This is a genomic window from Belnapia mucosa (assembly GCF_016775475.1).
GTDB classification, from domain to species: Bacteria; Pseudomonadota; Alphaproteobacteria; order Acetobacterales; family Acetobacteraceae; genus Belnapia; species Belnapia mucosa.
In genome coordinates this window covers 238,033-255,704 of sequence record NZ_JAEUXJ010000004.1, presented here as the reverse complement: position 1 = coordinate 255,704, position 17,672 = coordinate 238,033, and the positions used below count along the sequence as shown (strand labels likewise).

At 70.6% G+C, this 17,672-nt stretch carries 21 protein-coding genes; 18 read left to right on the top strand and 3 right to left on the bottom strand.

Translation table 11 applies throughout. From position 1 onward, the window contains the following. The first annotated feature begins 128 nt into the window (after window positions 1-128). From JMJ55_RS12120 to JMJ55_RS12095, 6 genes are all read left to right on the top strand, one after another. Window positions 129-1,106 (top strand): Bug family tripartite tricarboxylate transporter substrate binding protein, encoded by a 978-nt coding sequence (locus JMJ55_RS12120; protein ID WP_236033647.1) that lies wholly within the window; start codon window positions 129-131, stop codon window positions 1,104-1,106. After that, the gene (locus JMJ55_RS12115) at window positions 1,107-1,622 is read left to right on the top strand and encodes a prolyl-tRNA synthetase associated domain-containing protein (RefSeq protein WP_202825810.1); all 516 of its coding nucleotides are present in this window, start codon (window positions 1,107-1,109) and stop codon (window positions 1,620-1,622) included. A 98-nt stretch (window positions 1,623-1,720) separates the two neighbouring features. Further along, a complete protein-coding gene (locus tag JMJ55_RS12110; protein ID WP_202825809.1) occupies window positions 1,721-2,674 on the top strand; it encodes a tetratricopeptide repeat protein in 954 nt (317 codons plus the stop codon). Between the two features lie 10 nt (window positions 2,675-2,684). Next, window positions 2,685-3,353, top strand: coding sequence for an LON peptidase substrate-binding domain-containing protein (locus JMJ55_RS12105; protein ID WP_202825808.1), 669 nt, complete (start codon window positions 2,685-2,687; stop codon window positions 3,351-3,353). An 11-nt stretch (window positions 3,354-3,364) separates the two neighbouring features. Continuing rightward, the gene (locus JMJ55_RS12100; RefSeq protein WP_202825807.1) at window positions 3,365-3,571 is read left to right on the top strand and encodes a Trm112 family protein; all 207 of its coding nucleotides are present in this window, start codon (window positions 3,365-3,367) and stop codon (window positions 3,569-3,571) included. 1 nt (window position 3,572) lies between these two features. Then, on the top strand, window positions 3,573-3,944 hold the full coding sequence (locus JMJ55_RS12095; RefSeq protein ID WP_202825806.1) for a gamma-butyrobetaine hydroxylase-like domain-containing protein: 372 nt from the start codon (window positions 3,573-3,575) through the stop codon (window positions 3,942-3,944). Here JMJ55_RS12095 and JMJ55_RS12090 read toward each other — a convergent pair. Continuing rightward, window positions 3,941-5,224, bottom strand: a complete 1,284-nt coding sequence (locus JMJ55_RS12090) for an FAD-dependent monooxygenase (protein WP_202825805.1) — start codon at window positions 5,222-5,224, stop codon at window positions 3,941-3,943. The genes JMJ55_RS12095 and JMJ55_RS12090 overlap by 4 nt on opposite strands. A gap of 209 nt (window positions 5,225-5,433) precedes the next feature. Here JMJ55_RS12090 and JMJ55_RS12085 point away from each other — a divergent pair, with 209 nt between their 5' ends. The 5 genes from JMJ55_RS12085 (at window position 5,434) to JMJ55_RS12065 (ending at window position 11,294) form a co-directional block, all read left to right on the top strand. Continuing rightward, complete coding sequence (locus JMJ55_RS12085; RefSeq protein WP_202825804.1) at window positions 5,434-5,772, top strand: P-II family nitrogen regulator; 339 nt, start codon at window positions 5,434-5,436, stop codon at window positions 5,770-5,772. A gap of 38 nt (window positions 5,773-5,810) precedes the next feature. Further along, a complete protein-coding gene (locus JMJ55_RS12080; protein WP_202826067.1) occupies window positions 5,811-7,142 on the top strand; it encodes an ammonium transporter in 1,332 nt (443 codons plus the stop codon). 88 nt (window positions 7,143-7,230) lie between these two features. Beyond that, window positions 7,231-8,040, top strand: a complete 810-nt coding sequence (locus tag JMJ55_RS12075; protein WP_202825803.1) for a TorF family putative porin — start codon at window positions 7,231-7,233, stop codon at window positions 8,038-8,040. Window positions 8,041-8,166: 126 nt separating this feature from the next. Then, window positions 8,167-10,698 (top strand): FtsK/SpoIIIE family DNA translocase, encoded by a 2,532-nt coding sequence (locus JMJ55_RS12070; RefSeq protein WP_202825802.1) that lies wholly within the window; start codon window positions 8,167-8,169, stop codon window positions 10,696-10,698. Further along, the gene (locus JMJ55_RS12065; RefSeq protein WP_202825801.1) at window positions 10,698-11,294 is read left to right on the top strand and encodes a DUF4412 domain-containing protein; all 597 of its coding nucleotides are present in this window, start codon (window positions 10,698-10,700) and stop codon (window positions 11,292-11,294) included. Before JMJ55_RS12070 ends, JMJ55_RS12065 begins: the two co-directional genes overlap by 1 nt. Here the strand turns inward: JMJ55_RS12065 and JMJ55_RS12060 are convergent. After that, window positions 11,231-12,292, bottom strand: coding sequence for a hypothetical protein (locus JMJ55_RS12060; RefSeq protein WP_202825800.1), 1,062 nt, complete (start codon window positions 12,290-12,292; stop codon window positions 11,231-11,233). The two genes, JMJ55_RS12065 and JMJ55_RS12060, sit on opposite strands and share 64 nt — an antisense overlap. A 133-nt stretch (window positions 12,293-12,425) precedes the next feature. Here JMJ55_RS12060 and JMJ55_RS12055 point away from each other — a divergent pair, with 133 nt between their 5' ends. The 6 genes from JMJ55_RS12055 (at window position 12,426) to JMJ55_RS12030 (ending at window position 16,840) form a co-directional block, all read left to right on the top strand. Continuing rightward, a complete protein-coding gene (locus JMJ55_RS12055) occupies window positions 12,426-13,052 on the top strand; it encodes a LolA family protein (RefSeq protein ID WP_202825799.1) in 627 nt (208 codons plus the stop codon). Between the two features lie 69 nt (window positions 13,053-13,121). Next, a complete protein-coding gene (locus tag JMJ55_RS12050; RefSeq protein WP_202825798.1) occupies window positions 13,122-13,895 on the top strand; it encodes a gamma-glutamyl-gamma-aminobutyrate hydrolase family protein in 774 nt (257 codons plus the stop codon). A 354-nt stretch (window positions 13,896-14,249) separates the two neighbouring features. Then, a complete protein-coding gene (locus JMJ55_RS12045; RefSeq protein ID WP_202825797.1) occupies window positions 14,250-14,936 on the top strand; it encodes a fumarylacetoacetate hydrolase family protein in 687 nt (228 codons plus the stop codon). Window positions 14,937-14,938: 2 nt separating this feature from the next. Further along, complete coding sequence (locus JMJ55_RS12040) at window positions 14,939-15,748, top strand: exodeoxyribonuclease III (protein ID WP_202825796.1); 810 nt, start codon at window positions 14,939-14,941, stop codon at window positions 15,746-15,748. Between the two features lies 1 nt (window position 15,749). Further along, a complete protein-coding gene (gene tsaB, locus JMJ55_RS12035; RefSeq protein WP_202825795.1) occupies window positions 15,750-16,415 on the top strand; it encodes a tRNA (adenosine(37)-N6)-threonylcarbamoyltransferase complex dimerization subunit type 1 TsaB in 666 nt (221 codons plus the stop codon). After that, window positions 16,412-16,840 carry a GNAT family N-acetyltransferase gene (locus JMJ55_RS12030; RefSeq protein ID WP_202825794.1) on the top strand — a complete coding sequence of 143 codons (429 nt, stop codon included), beginning with the start codon at window positions 16,412-16,414 and terminating at the stop codon, window positions 16,838-16,840. The genes tsaB and JMJ55_RS12030 overlap by 4 nt, the downstream gene beginning before the upstream one ends. On the opposite strand, the gene JMJ55_RS12025 is transcribed toward JMJ55_RS12030, so the two are convergent. Continuing rightward, window positions 16,827-17,012 carry a sulfurtransferase TusA family protein gene (locus JMJ55_RS12025; protein WP_202825793.1) on the bottom strand — a complete coding sequence of 62 codons (186 nt, stop codon included), beginning with the start codon at window positions 17,010-17,012 and terminating at the stop codon, window positions 16,827-16,829. The genes JMJ55_RS12030 and JMJ55_RS12025 overlap by 14 nt on opposite strands. Window positions 17,013-17,172: 160 nt before the next feature. Here JMJ55_RS12025 and JMJ55_RS12020 point away from each other — a divergent pair, with 160 nt between their 5' ends. Further along, entirely contained in the window at window positions 17,173-17,652 is a 480-nt protein-coding gene (locus tag JMJ55_RS12020; RefSeq protein ID WP_202825792.1) for a MucR family transcriptional regulator, read from the top strand. Window positions 17,653-17,672: the final 20 nt, after the last annotated feature.

Sequence of the window (17,672 nt, the reverse complement as noted above, 5' to 3'; positions counted from 1 at the left end):
TGGGGGGGGTGAGGGGGCGGATGGTAGCAGCGGCACCGCCCGCGCCTAGACCCGCGCCGGGATGGACGGGTTTGGGCCCGGCGCCGCCGGTGCTAGGCTGGGCGCAACGACCGCCGGGAGAGAGACCGATGCTGCATCGCCGCCGCCTGCTGGCCTCCGCGCCGGCCCTGCTGTCGCTTCCGCTGGCAGCGCCGACGCTCGCCCAGCCGGCCTTCGATCACACGATCCGCATCATCGTGCCCTTCGCCCCGGGCGGCACCAGCGACATCCTGGCCCGCATCCTGGCGCCCGAGCTGACCCGACAGCTCGGCCAGTCGGTGGTGGTGGAGAACCGGCCCGGCGCGGCGGGCAATCTCGGCGCCGATGCGGTGGCGAAGGCGGCGCCGGATGGCCATACCATCCTGCTGATCGATGCCGGCATCCTGGCGACCGCGCCGAGCCTGTACAGCCGCCTGCCCTTCGACATCCGGCGCGACCTGGCCCCGGCCACCATGCTGATCTACGCGCCCTATATCCTGGCCGTGCATCCCAGCCTGCCGGCGCAGGATGCGGCAGGGCTGGTCGCCTTCGCCAAGGCCAATCCGAACCGGGTGAATGTCGCCCATTCCGGCATCGGCGCCGCCAATCACCTGACAGCGCTGATGCTGGCCCAGCATTGGGGCGTGGAGCCGGTCTTCGTCCCCTATCGTGGCGGCGCCGCGGCGCTGGCGGCGGCGGGAAGCGGCGAGGCCAACCTCATCATCAACGGCGCGACGGCGACCCAGCCCTTCGTGCAGAACGGCACGCTGCGCGGCATCGCCGTCTCCGGCCCGCACCGGCTGCCGCCCTTCCCGGCGCTGCCCACCTTCCGGGAGCTCGGCTGGCCTGCGGTCGATAGCGGGACCTGGCAGGGCGTGCTGCTGCCGGGCGGGACGCCGCCCGCCATGCTCGCCCGCTGGGACGAGGTGCTGCGCGCGACCCTTGCCCAGCCGGAGATCGCCCGCCGCATCGGCGACCTGGGCGGCGAGGTCCGGGCCGAGGGCCCGGCCGCCTTCCGCGCCTGGCTCGACAGCGAGACGGAGAGCTGGGGCACCATCATCCGCGCCAACAACGTGAAGCTGGACTGAATGCTGGAATCCCCCGAAGGCCTGCTGGCGCGCCTCGCCGCGCTCGGCATCGAGACGACGACCACCGAGCACGCCCCGGTCTTCACCGTGGCGGAAAGCCAGGCCCTGCGCGGCACCCTCCAGGGCGGCCACAGCAAGAACCTCTTCCTCCGCCCGGCCAGGTCGGGACCCGGTCCGCATCTGCTGGCGGTGCTGGAGGAGGACCGGAAGGTCTCCGTCAACGTCCTGGCCCGCGCCGCCGGGGCCGGGCGGGTGGAGATGGCCCCGCCCGAGGATCTCCGCCGCCTGCTCGGGGTCGAGCCCGGCTCGGTGACCCCCTTCGGCATGGTCAATGCCCCGCCCGGCGCGGTGCGGATCGTGCTCGATGCCGGATTGTTGCGAAGCTACGCCTGGGTGCATTTCCACCCGCTGGTGAACAGCATGACCACCGCCATCCGCCCGGCCGATCTGCTGCGCTTCCTCGAAAGCCTGGGCCATCGGCCGGAAGTGCTGGAGCTGCCGCCCCCCGCCGCCTGACGGATTGAAACCGGGGCCGGGCGCCTACCATCTGCGCCCTGCCCATTGCCCTTGCGCCATACCGGCGCATCTATGAGCCAGCCCAAGGAACACCCGATATGGACGTCATCTTCGACCCGAACCGCCAGGCCAGCCCCGCCGCGGGTGCCCCTGCCGGCGGCGCCGACCTGATCAAGGATGGCGATCAGCGGACCTTCATGCAGGATGTGGTGGAGGCGAGCCGCCAAACGCCGATCCTGGTCGATTTCTGGGCCACCTGGTGCGGCCCCTGCAAGACGCTGACCCCGACGATCGAGAAGGTGGTGCGCGCCGCCGGTGGGCGGGTGAAGCTGGTCAAGATCGATATCGACAAGAACCGGGCGCTGGTCCAGCAGCTCACCCAGCTCGGCCTGCCGCTGCAGAGCGTGCCGACGGTCGCCGCCTTCTGGCAGGGCCAGATCGCCGACCTCTTCCAGGGCGCGCTGCCCGAGGGCGAGATCAAGCGCTTCGTCGAGGGGCTGCTGAAGCTGGCCGGCGGCCAGATGCCGGCCGCGGACCTGCTGGCCGAGGCCAAGGCCGCCGCCGAGGAGGGCGACCACCAGGGCGCGCTCCAGCTCTATGGCGCGCTGGTCCAGGAAGACCCGGAGAATGCCGAGGCCTTCGCCGGCGTCGCCCGCAGCCTGATGGAGCTCGGCCAGGAGGAGCAGGCGCTGCAGGTGCTGGAGAACCTGCCGCCGAAGATCACGGACCATGCCGCCATCGCCTCGATCCGCAGCGCGCTGGAACTGGCCTCGGAAGGCCGCCGCGCCCGCGCCCAGCTCGCGGAATTCGAGGCGCGGCTGGCCGCCGATCCGAACGACCATGCGGCGCGGATCGACCTCGCCGTGGCGCTGAATGCCGCCGGCGACCGTGCCGCGGCGGCCGATGCGCTGCTCGATGCAATCAAGCGCGACCGGACCTGGAACGAGGAGGCGGCGCGCAAGCAGCTGCTGAAATTCTTCGAGGCCTGGGGCTTCGCCGATCCGGCCACGGTGGCGGGACGGCGCAAGCTGTCCTCGCTGCTGTTCCGGTAGCGCGGGTTTCGTGGCCGCCCCGATCGATCCTGCCGCGCTGCCTGCCGAGATCGCGGTCTTCCCGCTGTCCGGCGCCCTGCTGCTGCCGGAGGGGCGGCTGCCGCTCAATATCTTCGAGCCGCGCTATCTGGCGATGACCGAGGACAGCCTGGCGGCCGGCCGGATGTTCGGGATGATCCAGCCCGACCCGGCCGCGCCGCGTGAGGCGACCGGGCCCGGCCTCTACCGCATCGGCTGCCTCGGGCGCCTGACCTCCTTCGCCGAGACCGAGGACGGGCGCTTCCTCATCACCCTGACGGGGATGATCCGCTTCCGGGTTGCCGAGGAGCTGGAGATGCGCCGCGGCTATCGCCGGGTCCGGGCGGATTACGCGCCCTTCCAGACCGATCTCGAATCCGGCGCGGCGGAGGCGGTGGACCGGCCGGCGCTGCTCGGCGCGCTGCGCCCCTTCTTCAAGGCGCGCGGGATCGAGGCGAATTGGGACGCCATCGAGCAGACCTCGGACCGGATGCTGGTTCTGACCCTGGCCATGGTCTGCCCCTTCGAGGTGCCGGAGAAGCAGGCCCTGCTGGAGGCGGCGACGCCCTCCGACCGCGCCGCGATGCTGATCGCCTTGCTCCAGATGGGCGTCCATGGCACGGCATCCGCCGATGCGCCGCCGGGCCGGCGGCCGAGCTAGAGGACCACACCATGAGCGATATCACGAAGGATGCCGCGCCCGCGGGCGAGGTGGACCCTGCCCTGCTGGAGATCCTGGTCTGCCCGCTGACCAAGGGTCCGCTGCGCTACGACCGCGCCGCGGGCGAGCTGATCAGCGACCAGGCGCGGCTGGCCTATCCGATCCGCGACGGCATCCCGATCATGCTGCCGGACGAGGCCCGGCGGCTCGACGACTAGGATGCCGACGCCCACCGAGATCCGGCTGAAGCGGGCCGAGCGCCTGCTGGAGGTTGCCTTCGACAATGGCAGCCGCTTCAGCCTGCCGGCCGAATACCTGCGGGTCGAAAGCCCCTCGGCCGAGGTGCAGGGGCATGGGCCGGGCCAGAAGGTGCTGGTCAGCGGCCGGCGCGAGGTCGGCATCCTCCGCCTGGAGCCGGTCGGCCACTACGCCATCCGCATCGCCTTCGACGACCTGCATGACAGCGGGATCTATAGCTGGGACTACCTGCACCGGCTGGGCGCTGAACATGCGGAGCGTTGGGCCGCCTATGAGCGGGAACTGGCGGAGAAGGGGCTGAGCCGGGACCCGCCGCCACGGCGGCGGGGCTAGGCCGGCCCGCCGCTCGGCTTCAACAAGGGCTGCCCTGCCAGCAGCCCCGTGACTCCCGGCCCCAGCCCCATCGCCTGCCGGGCGAAGGCCCGCTTCAGCCCTGGCAGCCTGTCCACCGCCGCGATGCCGAGCCGGCGGGCGATCCGCACCGGCGTGAAGTCGTTGCCGAACAACCGCTCCAGCGCATGCATCCCGGTCAGCATCAGCAGCGTGTCGGGCCGGCGGCGTGCCTGGTAGCGCGACAGCACCCCGGGCGCGCTGGGATCGCCGCCGGCATTCCAGGCATCGATGACCTCCTCAGCGAGGGCCGCCACGTCGCGGAAGCCGAGATTGAGTCCCTGGCCGGCGATCGGGTGCACCCCATGTGCCGCATCGCCGATCAGGGCGAGGCGGGTATCCGTCCAGCGCTCCACCAGCAGGGCGGAGAGCGGGTAGGACCAGCGCCGCCCGATCGGCCGCACCGCGCCGAGATGGCCGCCGAGCCGCCGTGCCAGCTCCCGCCCGAAGCCGTCATCGTCCAGCGCCAGCATCCGCCGTGCGATCGCCGTCCGGTCGGCCCAGACGAAGGCGGAGGCATGCGGATAGGCCGCAGTCCCGAACCGGTCCGGCCCGGCCAGCGGCAGCTGGGCGAAGGGCCCGTTCGGCAGGAACTGCTCGAGCGCCATGCCCTCATGCGGATGCTCATGCGCGAAGGCGCCGACCATGCCGATCTGGTGGTAGTCGAGGGTGGTCGCACGGATGCCGGCCTCGCGGCGGAGCGGGCTGTTGCGCCCCTCGGCCGCGACCACCAGCCGGGCCCGCAGCACCTCCCCGGTCGAGAGCCGGATCGTGGCCCCCTCCGCCTGCCGCTCCACCGTCGCCGTCGCCGGCGCGAAGACATGCAGGTTGGGCAGGGTCGGCAGGGCGGCGTTCAGGGCCAGCCGCAGGCTCCGCGCCTCGACCATGTAGCCAAAGGGATCGGCCGAGACCTCCCCGGCATCGAAGGCCAGCGAGAGCGGGGAGGGGGGCTCGCCGGGCCGGCCATCGGCGACGCGGATGCGGCGGATGGCGCAGGGCTCGGCCGGCAGCCTCTCCCAGATGCCCGCCGCGGCCAGCAGCCGCTGCGAGGTGAGGGCGATGGCATAGGCCCGGCCGTCGAAATCCGGCAGGGCCATGGGCGGCAGCGGGGCATTGTCCACTACCGCGACCGGCAGGCCCGCGGCGGCGAGCGTCGCGGCGAGGGTGGCGCCGACCGGGCCGGCGCCGATCACGCAGGCCGCCATTTCGGGGATCGATGTCATGTCGCGCTCATCCCATGGGTCGGGCCGGTGGTCCATGCCCCTGCTGCGGGTGCCGGACGAATGGCGCCTGTCTTCTGGACTTCCTGCCGCAAAATGCGGCAGCACTGCAAAGTTGCGTGACGCGAATGCCCGGTCCGCCTGGGGTTCCCGGTTGGCACGAGATTTGTTTGCAAGCTCGCCCGGGACCCTTTGAGGAGGAATACGGGCAGATGAAGCTGGTGATGGCGTTCATCAAGCCCTTCAAGCTGGACGAGGTGCGCGAAGCGCTCACCCCGCTCGGAGTGCAGGGACTGACGGTGACCGAGGTGAAGGGCTTCGGCCGCCAGAAGGGGCAGACGGAAATCTACCGTGGTGCCGAGTACCAGGTCAGTTTCATGCCCAAGATCAAGATCGAGGTCGTGGTCGCGGACGAGCTGGTGGATGCCGTGCTCGAAGCCGTCGCCCGGGCCGCCCGCACCGACAAGATCGGCGACGGGAAGATCTTCGTGCTGGATGTGGAGCGCGCGTTGCGCATCCGCACCGGCGAGACCGATACCGCGGCGCTCTAGGCCGCTACCGCTCACGTAGGATGCAGGGGACAATAATGATGAGGATGCCCGCACGCGCGCTGGCGCCGCTGGCCGTCGCGTTGCTCGCCGCGACACCGGCCATGGCGCAGGATGGCCCGAAGATCGATACCGGCGACACCGCCTGGATGCTGATCAGCACCGCCCTGGTGCTGATGATGACCATCCCCGGCCTGGCGCTGTTCTATGCGGGCATGGTCCGCAAGAAGAACGTGCTGGCGACCATGATGCAGAGCTTCACCATCACCGCGCTGGTGACGGTGGTCTGGATGGTGGCCGGCTACAGCATCGCCTTCGGCGAGGGCGGCCCCTGGTTCGGCGACCTGTCGAAGCTCTTCCTCTCAGGCCTGGCCGAGAATTGGGACAAGCCCTTTACGCTCGGCAGCGGCGACGGGGCGGTGGCCTTCACCATCCCCGAGACGGTCTTCCTGATGTTCCAGATGACCTTCGCCATCATCACCCCGGCCCTCATCACCGGCGCCTTCGCCGACCGCATGCGGTTCAGCGCTATGGTGCTGTTCAGCGTGCTGTGGTCCTTGCTGGTCTATTCGCCGATCGCCCATTGGGTCTGGCATCCGAATGGCTGGATCTTCGCCCTCGGCGCGCTCGACTTCGCCGGCGGCACGGTGGTCCATATCAATGCCGGCGTGGCGGGCCTGGTCAGCGCCCTCGTCCTCGGCAAGCGCGTCGGCTACGGCCATGACAACATGTCGCCCTACAACCTGGCGCTGGCGGTCATCGGCGCCGCACTGCTCTGGGTGGGCTGGTTCGGCTTCAATGCGGGCTCGGCCGGTGGGGCCGGCGCGCGCGCGGGCATGGCGATGCTGGTCACCCAGATCGCGGCGGGCGTCGCGGCGCTCACCTGGCTGTTTGCCGAATGGGCGACCAAGGGCAAGCCGAGCGTGCTGGGCGCCATCTCCGGCGCGGTCGCGGGCCTCGTCGCCATCACCCCCGCCAGCGGCTTCGTGCTGCCGGTGCCGGCGCTGATCATCGGCGTCGTCGCGGGCCTCGGCGGCTTCTGGGGTGCGACCGGCCTCAAGCATCTCTGCGGCTATGACGACAGCCTCGATGCCTTCGGCGTGCATGGCGTCTGCGGCATCATCGGCAGCCTGCTGACCGGCGTCTTCGCCTATGGCGCCCTCTCGGCCACCACGGCAGTGCCGGATGGCTATAGCGGGTCCTTCGACCAGTTCCTGACCCAGGTGTACGCGACCGTCGCCGTCATCGGCTACACCGCGATCGCCAGCTTCATCCTGCTGAAGGTCACCGACGTGATCGTCGGCCTCCGGGTGCCGGAGGAGGAGGAGCGCGAGGGTCTCGACGTCACCCAGCACGGCGAGCGCATCGCCTGATCCAGGATGGGCCGGATGGGGATCGCCCCCTCCGGCCCTTTTTTTATCCATTGACGTTACCCAATCGAAACCTGGGGGTTAAGCAGAGATGAGAATTCAGCCCGGCCTTCTCGCCCGGCCGCTCACGGCGATCCGCAATGCCTGCATCGCGGCCGCGGCCCTGGTGCTGCCGGCGCTCCCGGCGGCGGCGCAGACCACGATCGAACAGCTGGGCCTGACAGTCACGCTGACGCCCGCCGTCTCGAACGACTACCTCTTCCGCGGCATCAGCCAGACGCGCAACAACTGGGCCTTCCAGGGCACCGCCGACATCCAGCACGAGAGCGGCTTCTATATCGGCACCTTCGTCAGCAACGCGAAGTTCCTGGCCAATCCCTGGAACGACACGCGGCAGGAACTCGACATCCTCGCCGGCTACCGGTTCGAACTGGCCGGCGTCGCGCTGGATGTGGGCTATGTGGGCTATCTCTATCCGGGCCAGGACAAGGCGCCGGGGACGCAGCTGAACGAGTACCATGAGGTCGCGGTCAAGGCGACCTACACGATCGATACCGTGAAGCTGCTCGGTGCCTTCAACTATTCGCCCAATTTCTTCGGCCGCTCGGGCGATGGCTTCTATATCGAGGGTGGCGCCGATGTGACGCTGCCCTATGGCTTCACCGCCTCCGGTCGGCTGGGTCATCAGTGGATCCAGCGCAACGCCTTCTTCGGCACGCCCGACTATCTCTGGTACTCGATCGGCGTCTCGCGTGAGATCTATGCCGGCGTGACTGCGGCGGTCGGCTGGTATGGGACGGATATCAGCAAGCGCGAATGCGCCCCCGTGGCCGGGCGGGCCGATGGCGGCCAGCGCATCTGCGACGGCCGGGTGCTCTTCACCCTCAGCCGCGTCTTCTGATCCTCCCGCTCCGGAATGGTGACAGGGCGCCGGCCGCAGGGTCGGCGCCCTTCTTGTTGATTCCTTGGTCCGGCAACCCTTTACGCGCTATCCTTGGGGACTGTTCTGAACCGGATTCCGCGCCCCATGCCTGCGCCCCGCCTGAGTGCCTCCGACCGGCCCAGCACCACCTCCAGCACCCGTTCCCAGGCGGGCGGAAATGCCGCCCAGGGCGGCGTCCGCCGCTTCGCCTCGCCAGCGGTGAAGGCCGCGCTGCGGCGCCGGCTGCATGAATGCCTGGGCCTGATCTGCGCCCTGGCCGGGCTCGGCCTGCTGCTGGCGCTGGCCAGCTACGACGCCGCCGATCCCTCGCTCTCGACCGCGACGGCCCGCGCGCCGGCCAACCTCGCCGGCGCGACCGGGGCGGTGGTGGCGGATGTGCTGCTGCAGGGCTTCGGCTGGGCTGCGGCGCTGCCGGGCCTCGCCCTGCTCGGCTGGGCCTGGCGGCTGGCGGCGCATCGTGGCCTCGGCCTCTTCCCCGCCCGGCTGGCGGCGCTGCTAGCGGCGCTGCCGCTGCTGGCCGCCATGCTGGTCCTGGCGCCGCTGCCCGCCGGCCTGCCGACCAGCGCCGGCCCGGGCGGCGTCGCCGGCGAGATCATCGGCGGCGGCCTCGCGCTCCGCACCCAGGCGCTGTTCGGCCCCTTCGGCAAGCTGCTCGGAGATGTGGCGCTGGTTGCCCTGGCGCTGGCGCTGACAGTCGCGGCGCTCGGCCTCTCGCCCGGCGAATGGATCGGCCTCGGCCGGGCCGCCCGGGCCGGGGCCGGGGGCGTCGCCCGATTCGGTGCCGCCGGGATCAGCCGCGCCGGTGGGGCCGGGGCCCGTGGCGCGCGCGGCCTGTTCGGCCGGATCGGCGGTGGCATTGCCAGCCTGTTCCGCCTGCGCCGGCGCCGTCCCGTGGCGCCGCCGGCCAATGACCTCGTCCGCGTGCTGCGCGCCGCCGATGCCGCCGCGGCCGCGCCGGTCTCCCATGGGCCGCGGCAGGAACCGGTGATCGCCGCCGCCCCGCCGCCGGTCATCACCCGCCCGACCAAGCCGGCCACCCCGCCGCTGCCGAAGCGGCCCGAGCCGACCCGCCAGCCGCAGCTGGACCTGCGGGACAGCCCCTGGCGCCTGCCGCCGCTCTCCCTGCTGCAGGAGCCGCCGGCCAAGCGCGTCGGCCGTCCTTCGGAGGAGGCTCTGCAGGCCAATGCCAGGCTGTTGGAGCAGGTGCTGGAGGATTACGGCGTGCGCGGCCGCATCGCCGCCATCAACCCGGGCCCGGTGGTCACGCTGTACGAGCTGGAACCCGCGCCGGGGACGAAATCGGCCCGGGTCATCGGCCTCGCCGACGATATCGCCCGCAACATGCATGTCACGGCGGTCCGCATCGCCACCGTGCCCGGCCGCAACGTCATCGGCATCGAACTGCCGAATGCGAAGCGGGAGACGGTCTATTTCAGCGAGTCGATGGCCGCCGAGGAATGGGTGCGCCATCCCGGCCGGCTGCCGCTGGCCCTCGGCAAGGATATCGGCGGCCAGCCGGTGATCGCCGACCTCGCCCGCATGCCGCATCTGCTGATCGCCGGCACCACCGGCTCGGGCAAGTCGGTCGCCATCAACACCATGATCCTCTCGCTGCTCTATCGCTTCAGCCCGGAGGAATGCCGCTTCATCATGATCGACCCGAAGATGCTGGAATTGTCGGTCTATGACCGCATCCCGCATCTCCTGGCCCCGGTCGTGACCGAGCCGCCCAAGGCCATCGGCGCGCTGAAATGGACGGTGCGCGAGATGGAGAAGCGCTACCGCGCCATGTCGCAGATCAGCGTCCGCAATATCGGCGGCTATAACGAGAAGGTGCAGGAAGCCCGCCGCCGCGGCGAGGTGCTGACCCGCAAGGTGCAGACCGGCTTCGACCCCGAGACCGGCAAGCCGGTCTTCGAGGAGCAGCCCCTGGCCCTCGCCCCGCTGCCGATGATCGTCGTCGTCATCGACGAGATGGCCGACCTGATGATCGTCGCCGGCAAGGAGATCGAGGCGGCGGTGCAGCGCCTGGCGCAGATGGCCCGCGCCGCCGGCATCCATGTGATCATGGCGACGCAGCGCCCCTCGGTCGATGTCATCACCGGCACCATCAAGGCCAACTTCCCGACCCGCATCAGCTTCCAGGTCACCAGCAAGATCGACAGCCGCACCATTCTCGGCGAGATGGGCGCCGAGCAGCTGCTCGGCCAGGGCGACATGCTGCACATGGCGGGCGGCGGCCGCGTCGCCCGCGTCCATGGCCCCTTCGTCTCCGACGAGGAGGTGGAGAAGGTGGTCAACTATCTCCGCGAGCAGGGCGAGCCGGCTTATGTCGAGGAAGTGACCGAGGCGGAGGAGGAGCTGGAGGGTGGCGATGGCCCCTCCCTCTCGGGCATCGCCGCAGGCAGCGACAGCGAAAAAGGCCTGTTCGACCAGGCCGTGGCGCTGGTCAGCCGCGAGGGCAAGGCCAGCACCTCCTTCATTCAGCGGCATCTGAATATCGGCTACAACCGCGCGGCCAAGCTGATCGAACAGATGGAAAAGGAAGGCGTCGTCGGCCCCGCCAACCATGTCGGCAAGCGGGAGGTGCTGACGCGCCGCGTCGAGGAGGATTGATGCGCGCTGCCCTGGCCCTGGCCTGCCTGATCGCCGCCCCTGCCTTCGCGCAGGACCGGCCCCCGCTCCAGCCGACCCGCGATGTCAGCGTCACCTACCGGCTGGTCGGCGGCTCGCCCGGCGCGCCGCAGGGACAGGAGATGCGGATGTCCTGGCTGACCGGCGAGGGCAAGATGCGCGTCGACATGCCGGGCGGCATCGGCTGGTCGGTCGTCGACCAGAAGGCCCAGAAGGTCTTCGTGGTGATGGAAGCGCAGCGGATGGTGATGGATGTGCCGATGGAAGGCGCCGCCATGCCGAGCCAGCCGCCCGCCAGCGCCCGCTTCACCCGCGGCGGCAGCGAGACCATCGCCGGCCAGTCCTGCACGGTCTGGAAATACGAGGATGGCGGCAATACCGGCGAGGCCTGCCTGACCGCGGATGGCGTCATGCTCCGCAGCACCGGCACCCATGCGGGGCAGAGCGGCTCGGTCGAGGCGACCAATGTCGCCTATGGAACGCAGGACCCGGCGCGCTTCCGCCCGCCGGCCGGCTACCAGCCGATGCAGCTGCCGCCCGGCATGGCGGCGCCCGCCGGCCGTCCGCCGGCCCGCTGACCGGCAAGGCGGAGCCAGGCAAGCAACAGCCTGGCCCGCCGCGTCTCCCCTGCCAGCGCCGTGGCGGGCAGGGGTTGCAGCGCGAGCATGGAGCTCGCTGCCTCCACCGCCGCCCAGGCGGCGCCGAAATGCCGGGTGCCGAGCAGTGCCGCCAGCGCCCCGGCCGGCAGGCCGAGCCGCCGCGCGAGATGCCGCAGCGCCTCGTTCTCCGGCAGGACGATGCCGATTCCGTCCTCCCAAAGCCGCCGCAGCATCGCCCGCGCGGTGACCCGCCGGCAGGCCGCGCGCAGCCCTTCCACCGGCGGCGGGGGCAGGGCGGCGCCGACGACGGCCCCGGCGACCAGGCGGATCGTGGCATCCCGGGCCCGCAGCAGGGCCAGCAAGGCGGGCGCACCGCCGGGCGGCAGCGCATCCGGCAGGATGCCGGCGCGGAAGGCGAGGTTGTGGGCCGCCTCGGCCGGTGGCGGGAGATGCTCGGCCAGCGGATCCAGCCGGGCGGCGATCGCCTCCAGCAGCAGGGCGTAGCGTCGGGCAGGGCAGGGGAGGCTGGGCGGCCGGATGATACCGGCACCAGCCTCGGCCCCAGCGGCGATGGCGGCGGCATGGGCGGCGATCCAGCCCGGCTCGGGCGCCGCATCGGCCCGCGTGGAGAGCACCATGCCCTCGGGCCCGACCCAATCGGCGGCCTGCCGCAACGCGGCCCGCCAGCCGGGCTCGGCGCCCGGCGTCGCCTCAATCCGCAGCGGGAAGGGGAGGTGGGGCTCGATCCCCGCCAGAAGCGGCCGCAGCCGGGCCGGCCCTTCCTCGGGCGCCAACACCACGGCGATTCCGCCCGCAGACGGCCGCAGCCCGGCCGCCGTGCGCTGCCGCTGCAGGGCCAGCAGGCAGAGCGGCATGGACGCGGCCGGGCCGCTCACCACCACGGCGATGCGCGGCGGGCTGGGCACGACCGATGCCGGCCAGTCAGGCAGCAACAGGGGTGACAGGGTCTCGACCATGATCCTCGGCCCGCACAGGGCGGTCAGCGCATCGTCGCTGCCCTGGCCGGGCTTGGGGAATCACGGGTCCGGTATGGCGTTCACGATCCGGCGGGGCTTTTCCCCGGCGCCGGACCGGTCCACATGGCAGGTGATGAACCGCCGCACCCTCTTCGCCTTGCCCGCGCTTCTGGCCCCGGCCGCCCGCGCCGCCGCCCAGAGCCTGTCCGACCGCGACCGCGCCGATATTGCCCGGGCCGAGGCCTGGCTCGGCGCGCTGCGCAGCGTGAAGGCGCGCTTCCTGCAGATCGCGCAGAATGGCGCCGCGGCCGAGGGCACCGCCTGGATCCAGCGCCCCGGTGCCATGCGTTTCGAATACGACCCGCCGGAGCCGCTGCTGCTGGTCGCCAGCCATGGCCAGTTCTTCTATTTCGACCGGCAACTGAAGCAGGCGACGACCCTGCCGCTCGGCTCCACCCCGCTCGGCATCCTGCTGCGCGAGGATGTGCGGCTGTCAGGCGATGTCACGGTCAGCCGGGTGGAGCGCTCCGGCGGGCTGATCCGCATCACCCTGTATCGCACCGGCCAGGCGGCGGAAGGTCGGCTGACCCTCGTCTTCGCCGACAACCCGGTGGAGCTGAAGCAATGGGCGGTGGTCGATGCCCAGGGGCAGGAGACGCGGGTCAGCCTCTATCAGCCCGAATACGGCACCCGCTTTTCCAGCCGGCTCTTCGACTTCAACGATCCGCGCTTCCGCGAGGAACTTGGCATTCCGCAATGACGATTTGATGGCGGATAGCGGCCTCATCATCTTGATCGCGCCGCAATCGCGCGCGACCTTGTCAATACGATGAAACCTTTGATCGGCATCTCCTGCTGCGTGAAGGCCTTCGGCGTCTTCGCCACGCCGAACCATGCAGCCTCGGACAGCTATGTGCGCGTCGTGCTCGGACCGGTGGGCGGCATCCCTGTGCTGCTGCCCGCGGCCGGGGAGGCGCTGGCGCCGCAGATCCTGCCCCGGCTTGACGGGCTGATCCTGACCGGCAGCCGGTCCAATGTCTGCCCCGATTTCTACGAGGGCCCACCCCATGCTGAGGGCACGCCCGAGGACATCGCGCGGGATTCGACCACCCTGCCGCTGATCCGCGCCGCCATCGCGGCCGGCGTCCCGGTGCTCGCGATCTGCCGCGGCTTCCAGGAGCTGAACGTGGCGCTCGGCGGCAGCCTCGACCAGCGGATCCAGGATCTTTCAGGGCGGATGGACCACTCCACCCCCTCGGACCAGAAGCTGCCGCGTATCCGCACCGGCAAGGCGCATCAGGTTCGGCTGACGCCAGGCACCCTGCTCGCCGGCATCGCCGGAGCCACCGAGATTCCGGTGAACTCGCTCCATAACCAGGGCATCGCCCGCCTGGCGCCGCGGCTGGTGGCCGAGGGCTGGGCGCCGGATGGCACGATCGAGGCGGTGCGCGTGCGTGACGCGACGGGATTCGCTTATGGCGTGCAGTGGCACCCGGAATACGACTGGGAGAAGGATGCCGTCAGCCGCGGCCTGCTGGAGCAGTTCGGCAGGGCGACGGCGGCCTGGGCGGCGCGGCGGGTCCTGCCTCAAGCGGCGGAGTAGCACTGAGATCACGCCTGCGTGACTTATGTGCCTGGACACAGTCGCATGGCTGGATCGCGCAAACGCCTTTTGCGTCTGGGTCAGCGAGTCGCTAATCTATGACCATCGGCTGCCTTAAAAGCCGGTGGTGATGCCCGGTTTCCCCTACCGGCTCGCCCGACCATTCCGATCGGAACTTTTAGTGCGGCGCCCGGACACCCCCCTGTCCGGGCGCTTTTTTTCGCTTCTTCATCAACTTATGGGCGAATGCTTGAACCGGTTCTGAAGACCTGGGCGCGGTGCCGCGGGCTTCCGGGCCCTGCCCGGCGCTGCTATGGCTCGGCGCGGCCCCCAATCCGCAAGAGGTTCCGAGGAATGTCCGACTACGTCATCGTGCCGCCGGTGGTCGCCGCCGTCCCCATCAAGGGCAGTAGCCAGATGTTCCCGGTGCGCCGCATCTTCTGCGTCGGCCGGAATTACGCCGAGCATGCGATCGAGATGGGGAGCGACCCGACTCGCGAGCCGCCCTTCTACTTCGCGAAACCGGCCGATGCGCTGGTGGTGAACGACGCCGACATGCCCTACCCGCCGCTGACCAAGCAGCTCCACCATGAGATGGAACTGGTGGTGGCGATCGGCTCGGCCGGCGCCAATATCAGCGTGGCGGATGCCATGGGCCATGTCTGGGGCTATTGCGCCGGACTCGACATGACCCGCCGTGACATCCAGAACGAGGCGAAGAAGACCGGCCGCCCCTGGGATATGGGCAAGGGCTTCGACAATTCGGCGCCGATGGGCGCGCTGGTGCCGGCCAAGGGCGTCGATGTCTCCAAGGGGAAAATCGAGCTGAAGGTGAACGGCAAGGTCACCCAGACCTCCGACCTCTCGAAGCTGATCTGGTCGGTGCCGGAGGTGATCTCCAACCTCTCCCATCTCGTGCGCCTGGCGCCCGGCGACCTCATCATGACCGGCACGCCGGAAGGCGTGGCCGCCGTGCAGCGGGGCGACCTGCTGGAAGGCTTCGTCGAGGGCGTGGGCGAGGTCCGGACGCGAATCGTCTGACCATGGCCACGCTGCGCATCGCCACCTGGAACATCAACTCCGTCCGCCTGCGGCGTCCGCTGCTGGCGGAACTGGTGGCGGCGCTCGACCCCGATGTGCTCTGCCTGCAGGAGACCAAATGCCCGGACGAGCTCTTCCCGCTGGAGGAGATCCGGGCCCAGGGCTTCCCGCACATCGCCCATCGGGGGATGAAGGGCTATAACGGGGTCGCGGTGCTCTCCCGCATCCCGTTCGAGATCCGCCATGACGACCCGAACTGGTGCTCGAAGGGGGATTGCCGGCATCTCGGCGTCGCCCTCGACGTGCCGGGCGGGCCGATCGAGCTGCATGATTTCTATGTGCCCGCCGGCGGCGACACGCCCGACCGCGAGGTGAACCCGAAATTCGCCCATAAGCTGGACTTCGTCGCCGAGGCCACGGCATGGACCCGGAGCCGCGGCCCGGCCCGGCGCAGCGTGCTGGTTGGCGACCTGAACATCGCCCCGTGTGAGCATGATGTCTGGAGCCACAAGCAGATGTTCGGCGTCGTCTCCCACACACCCGTCGAGGTGGAGGCGCTGACCGGCTGGCAGGCCGCCGGGGAATGGCACGACGCGCTGCGGCATTTCGTCCCCTCCGACCAGAAGCTCTATACGTGGTGGTCCTACCGGGCGAAGGACTGGGAAGCCTCGGATCGGGGCCGGCGGCTGGACCATGTCTGGGTCAGCGGGGACCTCGCCGGCACGCTGTCGCGGCACCAGGTGCTGAAGCCGGCCCGCAACTGGCCCCAGGCCAGCGACCATGTGCCGGTGATGGTCGAACTCGCACTCTGACATGGCGCGCATCCTGGCCATCGACGGGGCGCTTGCACGGTGTTCCGCGGCCCTGCTGGAGGATGGGGTGCTGCGTGCCGCCCGCGCCGAGGCGGGGGACCGGGGCCATGCCGCGCTGCTGCCGCCCATGGCCGAGGCGGTGCTGGCCGAGGCGGGGCTGCGCGCCACCCAGCTCGATGCCGTGGCGGTGGTGGTGGGGCCGGGAGGCTTCACCGGCCTTCGCGCTGCCCTGGCCCTGGCGGAGGGGATCGGCCTTGCCGCTGGCCGACCACTGATCGGCGTCACCACCGGCGAGGCGCTGGCGGCGGCGGTGCCGGAGGCTGTGCGCGCCAGCCGCGCTGTCTGGGCCGTGGTGGACAACCGCCGTGGCCGGGTGCTGCTGGAGCGCATCCCACCCGGCAGCCTCGCCGCCACCGCATTGCCCGAGCCAGTGACCGAGGCTGAGCTGCCGCTGCCCAGGGGGCCGGTCGCGGTTGCCGGCGATGCCGCGCTGGCGGTCGCCGCCCGGCTGGCGGCGCGCGGCGAGGATGCGCTGCTGACTGAATCCCGTCTGCCGGATGCTGCTGCGGCCGGCTTGGTGGCAGCGCTGCGCCTGGCCGGCCGGCTGCCGCCACGCGAAGCTCGGCCGCTCTATGTCGAGCCGCCGGCGGTGCGGCCGCCGGGATGAGGCCGGCCGGGCCGGACGATGCGGCGGCGCTCGCCGCGCTGCACGCGGCCGCCTTTCCGCCGACTGAGGCCTGGGGGCCAGATGCCATGGCGCTGATGCTCGGCATGCCCGGCGCCTTCGGCCTGTGGGAGCCGGGGGCGGGGCTGGTGCTGGCGCGCGCCGTCGCGGATGAAGCGGAAATCCTGACCCTGGCCGTGGCGCCCGCGCGGCGTCGCCAGGGTTCGGGCGCAGAGCTGCTGGCCGGCGCCATGCAGGGCGCCATCCTGCGCGGCGCGGCCGCGATGTTCCTCGAGGTCGCGGAGGGCAATGCGGCGGCGCTGGCGCTCTATCGCGCCGCGGGGTTCGCCGAGGTCGGGCGTCGCCGCCGTTACTATGCGGATGGTGCCGATGCGCTGGTCCTGCGGCGGGATCTCAGCCCTTCCTGAGCAGCAGCAGGGCGGTGCCGTCCGGCCGGTCTTCCTCCTCCAGCAGGGCATGGCCCTGTTCGACGGCGGTGCGGGGAATATTGCGGCGCGGCTCCTCGCCACGGAGGCGGACCAACAACGTCTCGCCGCTGGTCATCCGATCCAGTGCCAAACGGACACGCACGAAGGTCATCGGACAAGTCTCGGCGGTAATGTCGAGGGTCCGGTCACCAACCAGTTCTTTCGCGGAGATAAAACTCAAGGTTTCTTGCCCTTCTATCGCACGAAACGGATTGCGAAACGGCAGCTGATCGCACTATAGCGTCCAGACGAGAATCGGGAAGACACGCCCAATGGCTGAAGAAACCCCTGCTGCCGATCTGCTGGGACTGACTGCGGAAATCGTCGCGGCTCATGTATCGAACAACCCGGTCTCCCTGGCCGATTTGCCGAACCTGATCCAGGAAGTATACAAGAGCCTCGCTTCCGTTGGGCAGCCGATCGTGAAGTCGCAGCCGGATCGGCCGCAGCCTGCGGTCCCGGTCAAGAAATCGATTACCCCCGAATACCTGATCTGCCTCGAGGACGGTAAGAAGCTCAAGATGCTGAAGCGGCATCTTCAGACCTCCTACAACCTCACGCCCGAGCAATACCGGGAGCGTTGGGGCCTCGGCTCCGATTATCCGATGGTGGCGCCGAATTACGCCAAGCATCGCTCTTCTCTCGCCAAGAAGATCGGCCTCGGCACCAAGCCGCGTGGTCGCCCGCCGCGTGGTGGCCGGCGCGAGGCAGCGGCTCCGGCTGCAGCGGCAGCAGCAGCCAAGACCGCCTGAGGGTACTGGCGCGCCTCTCG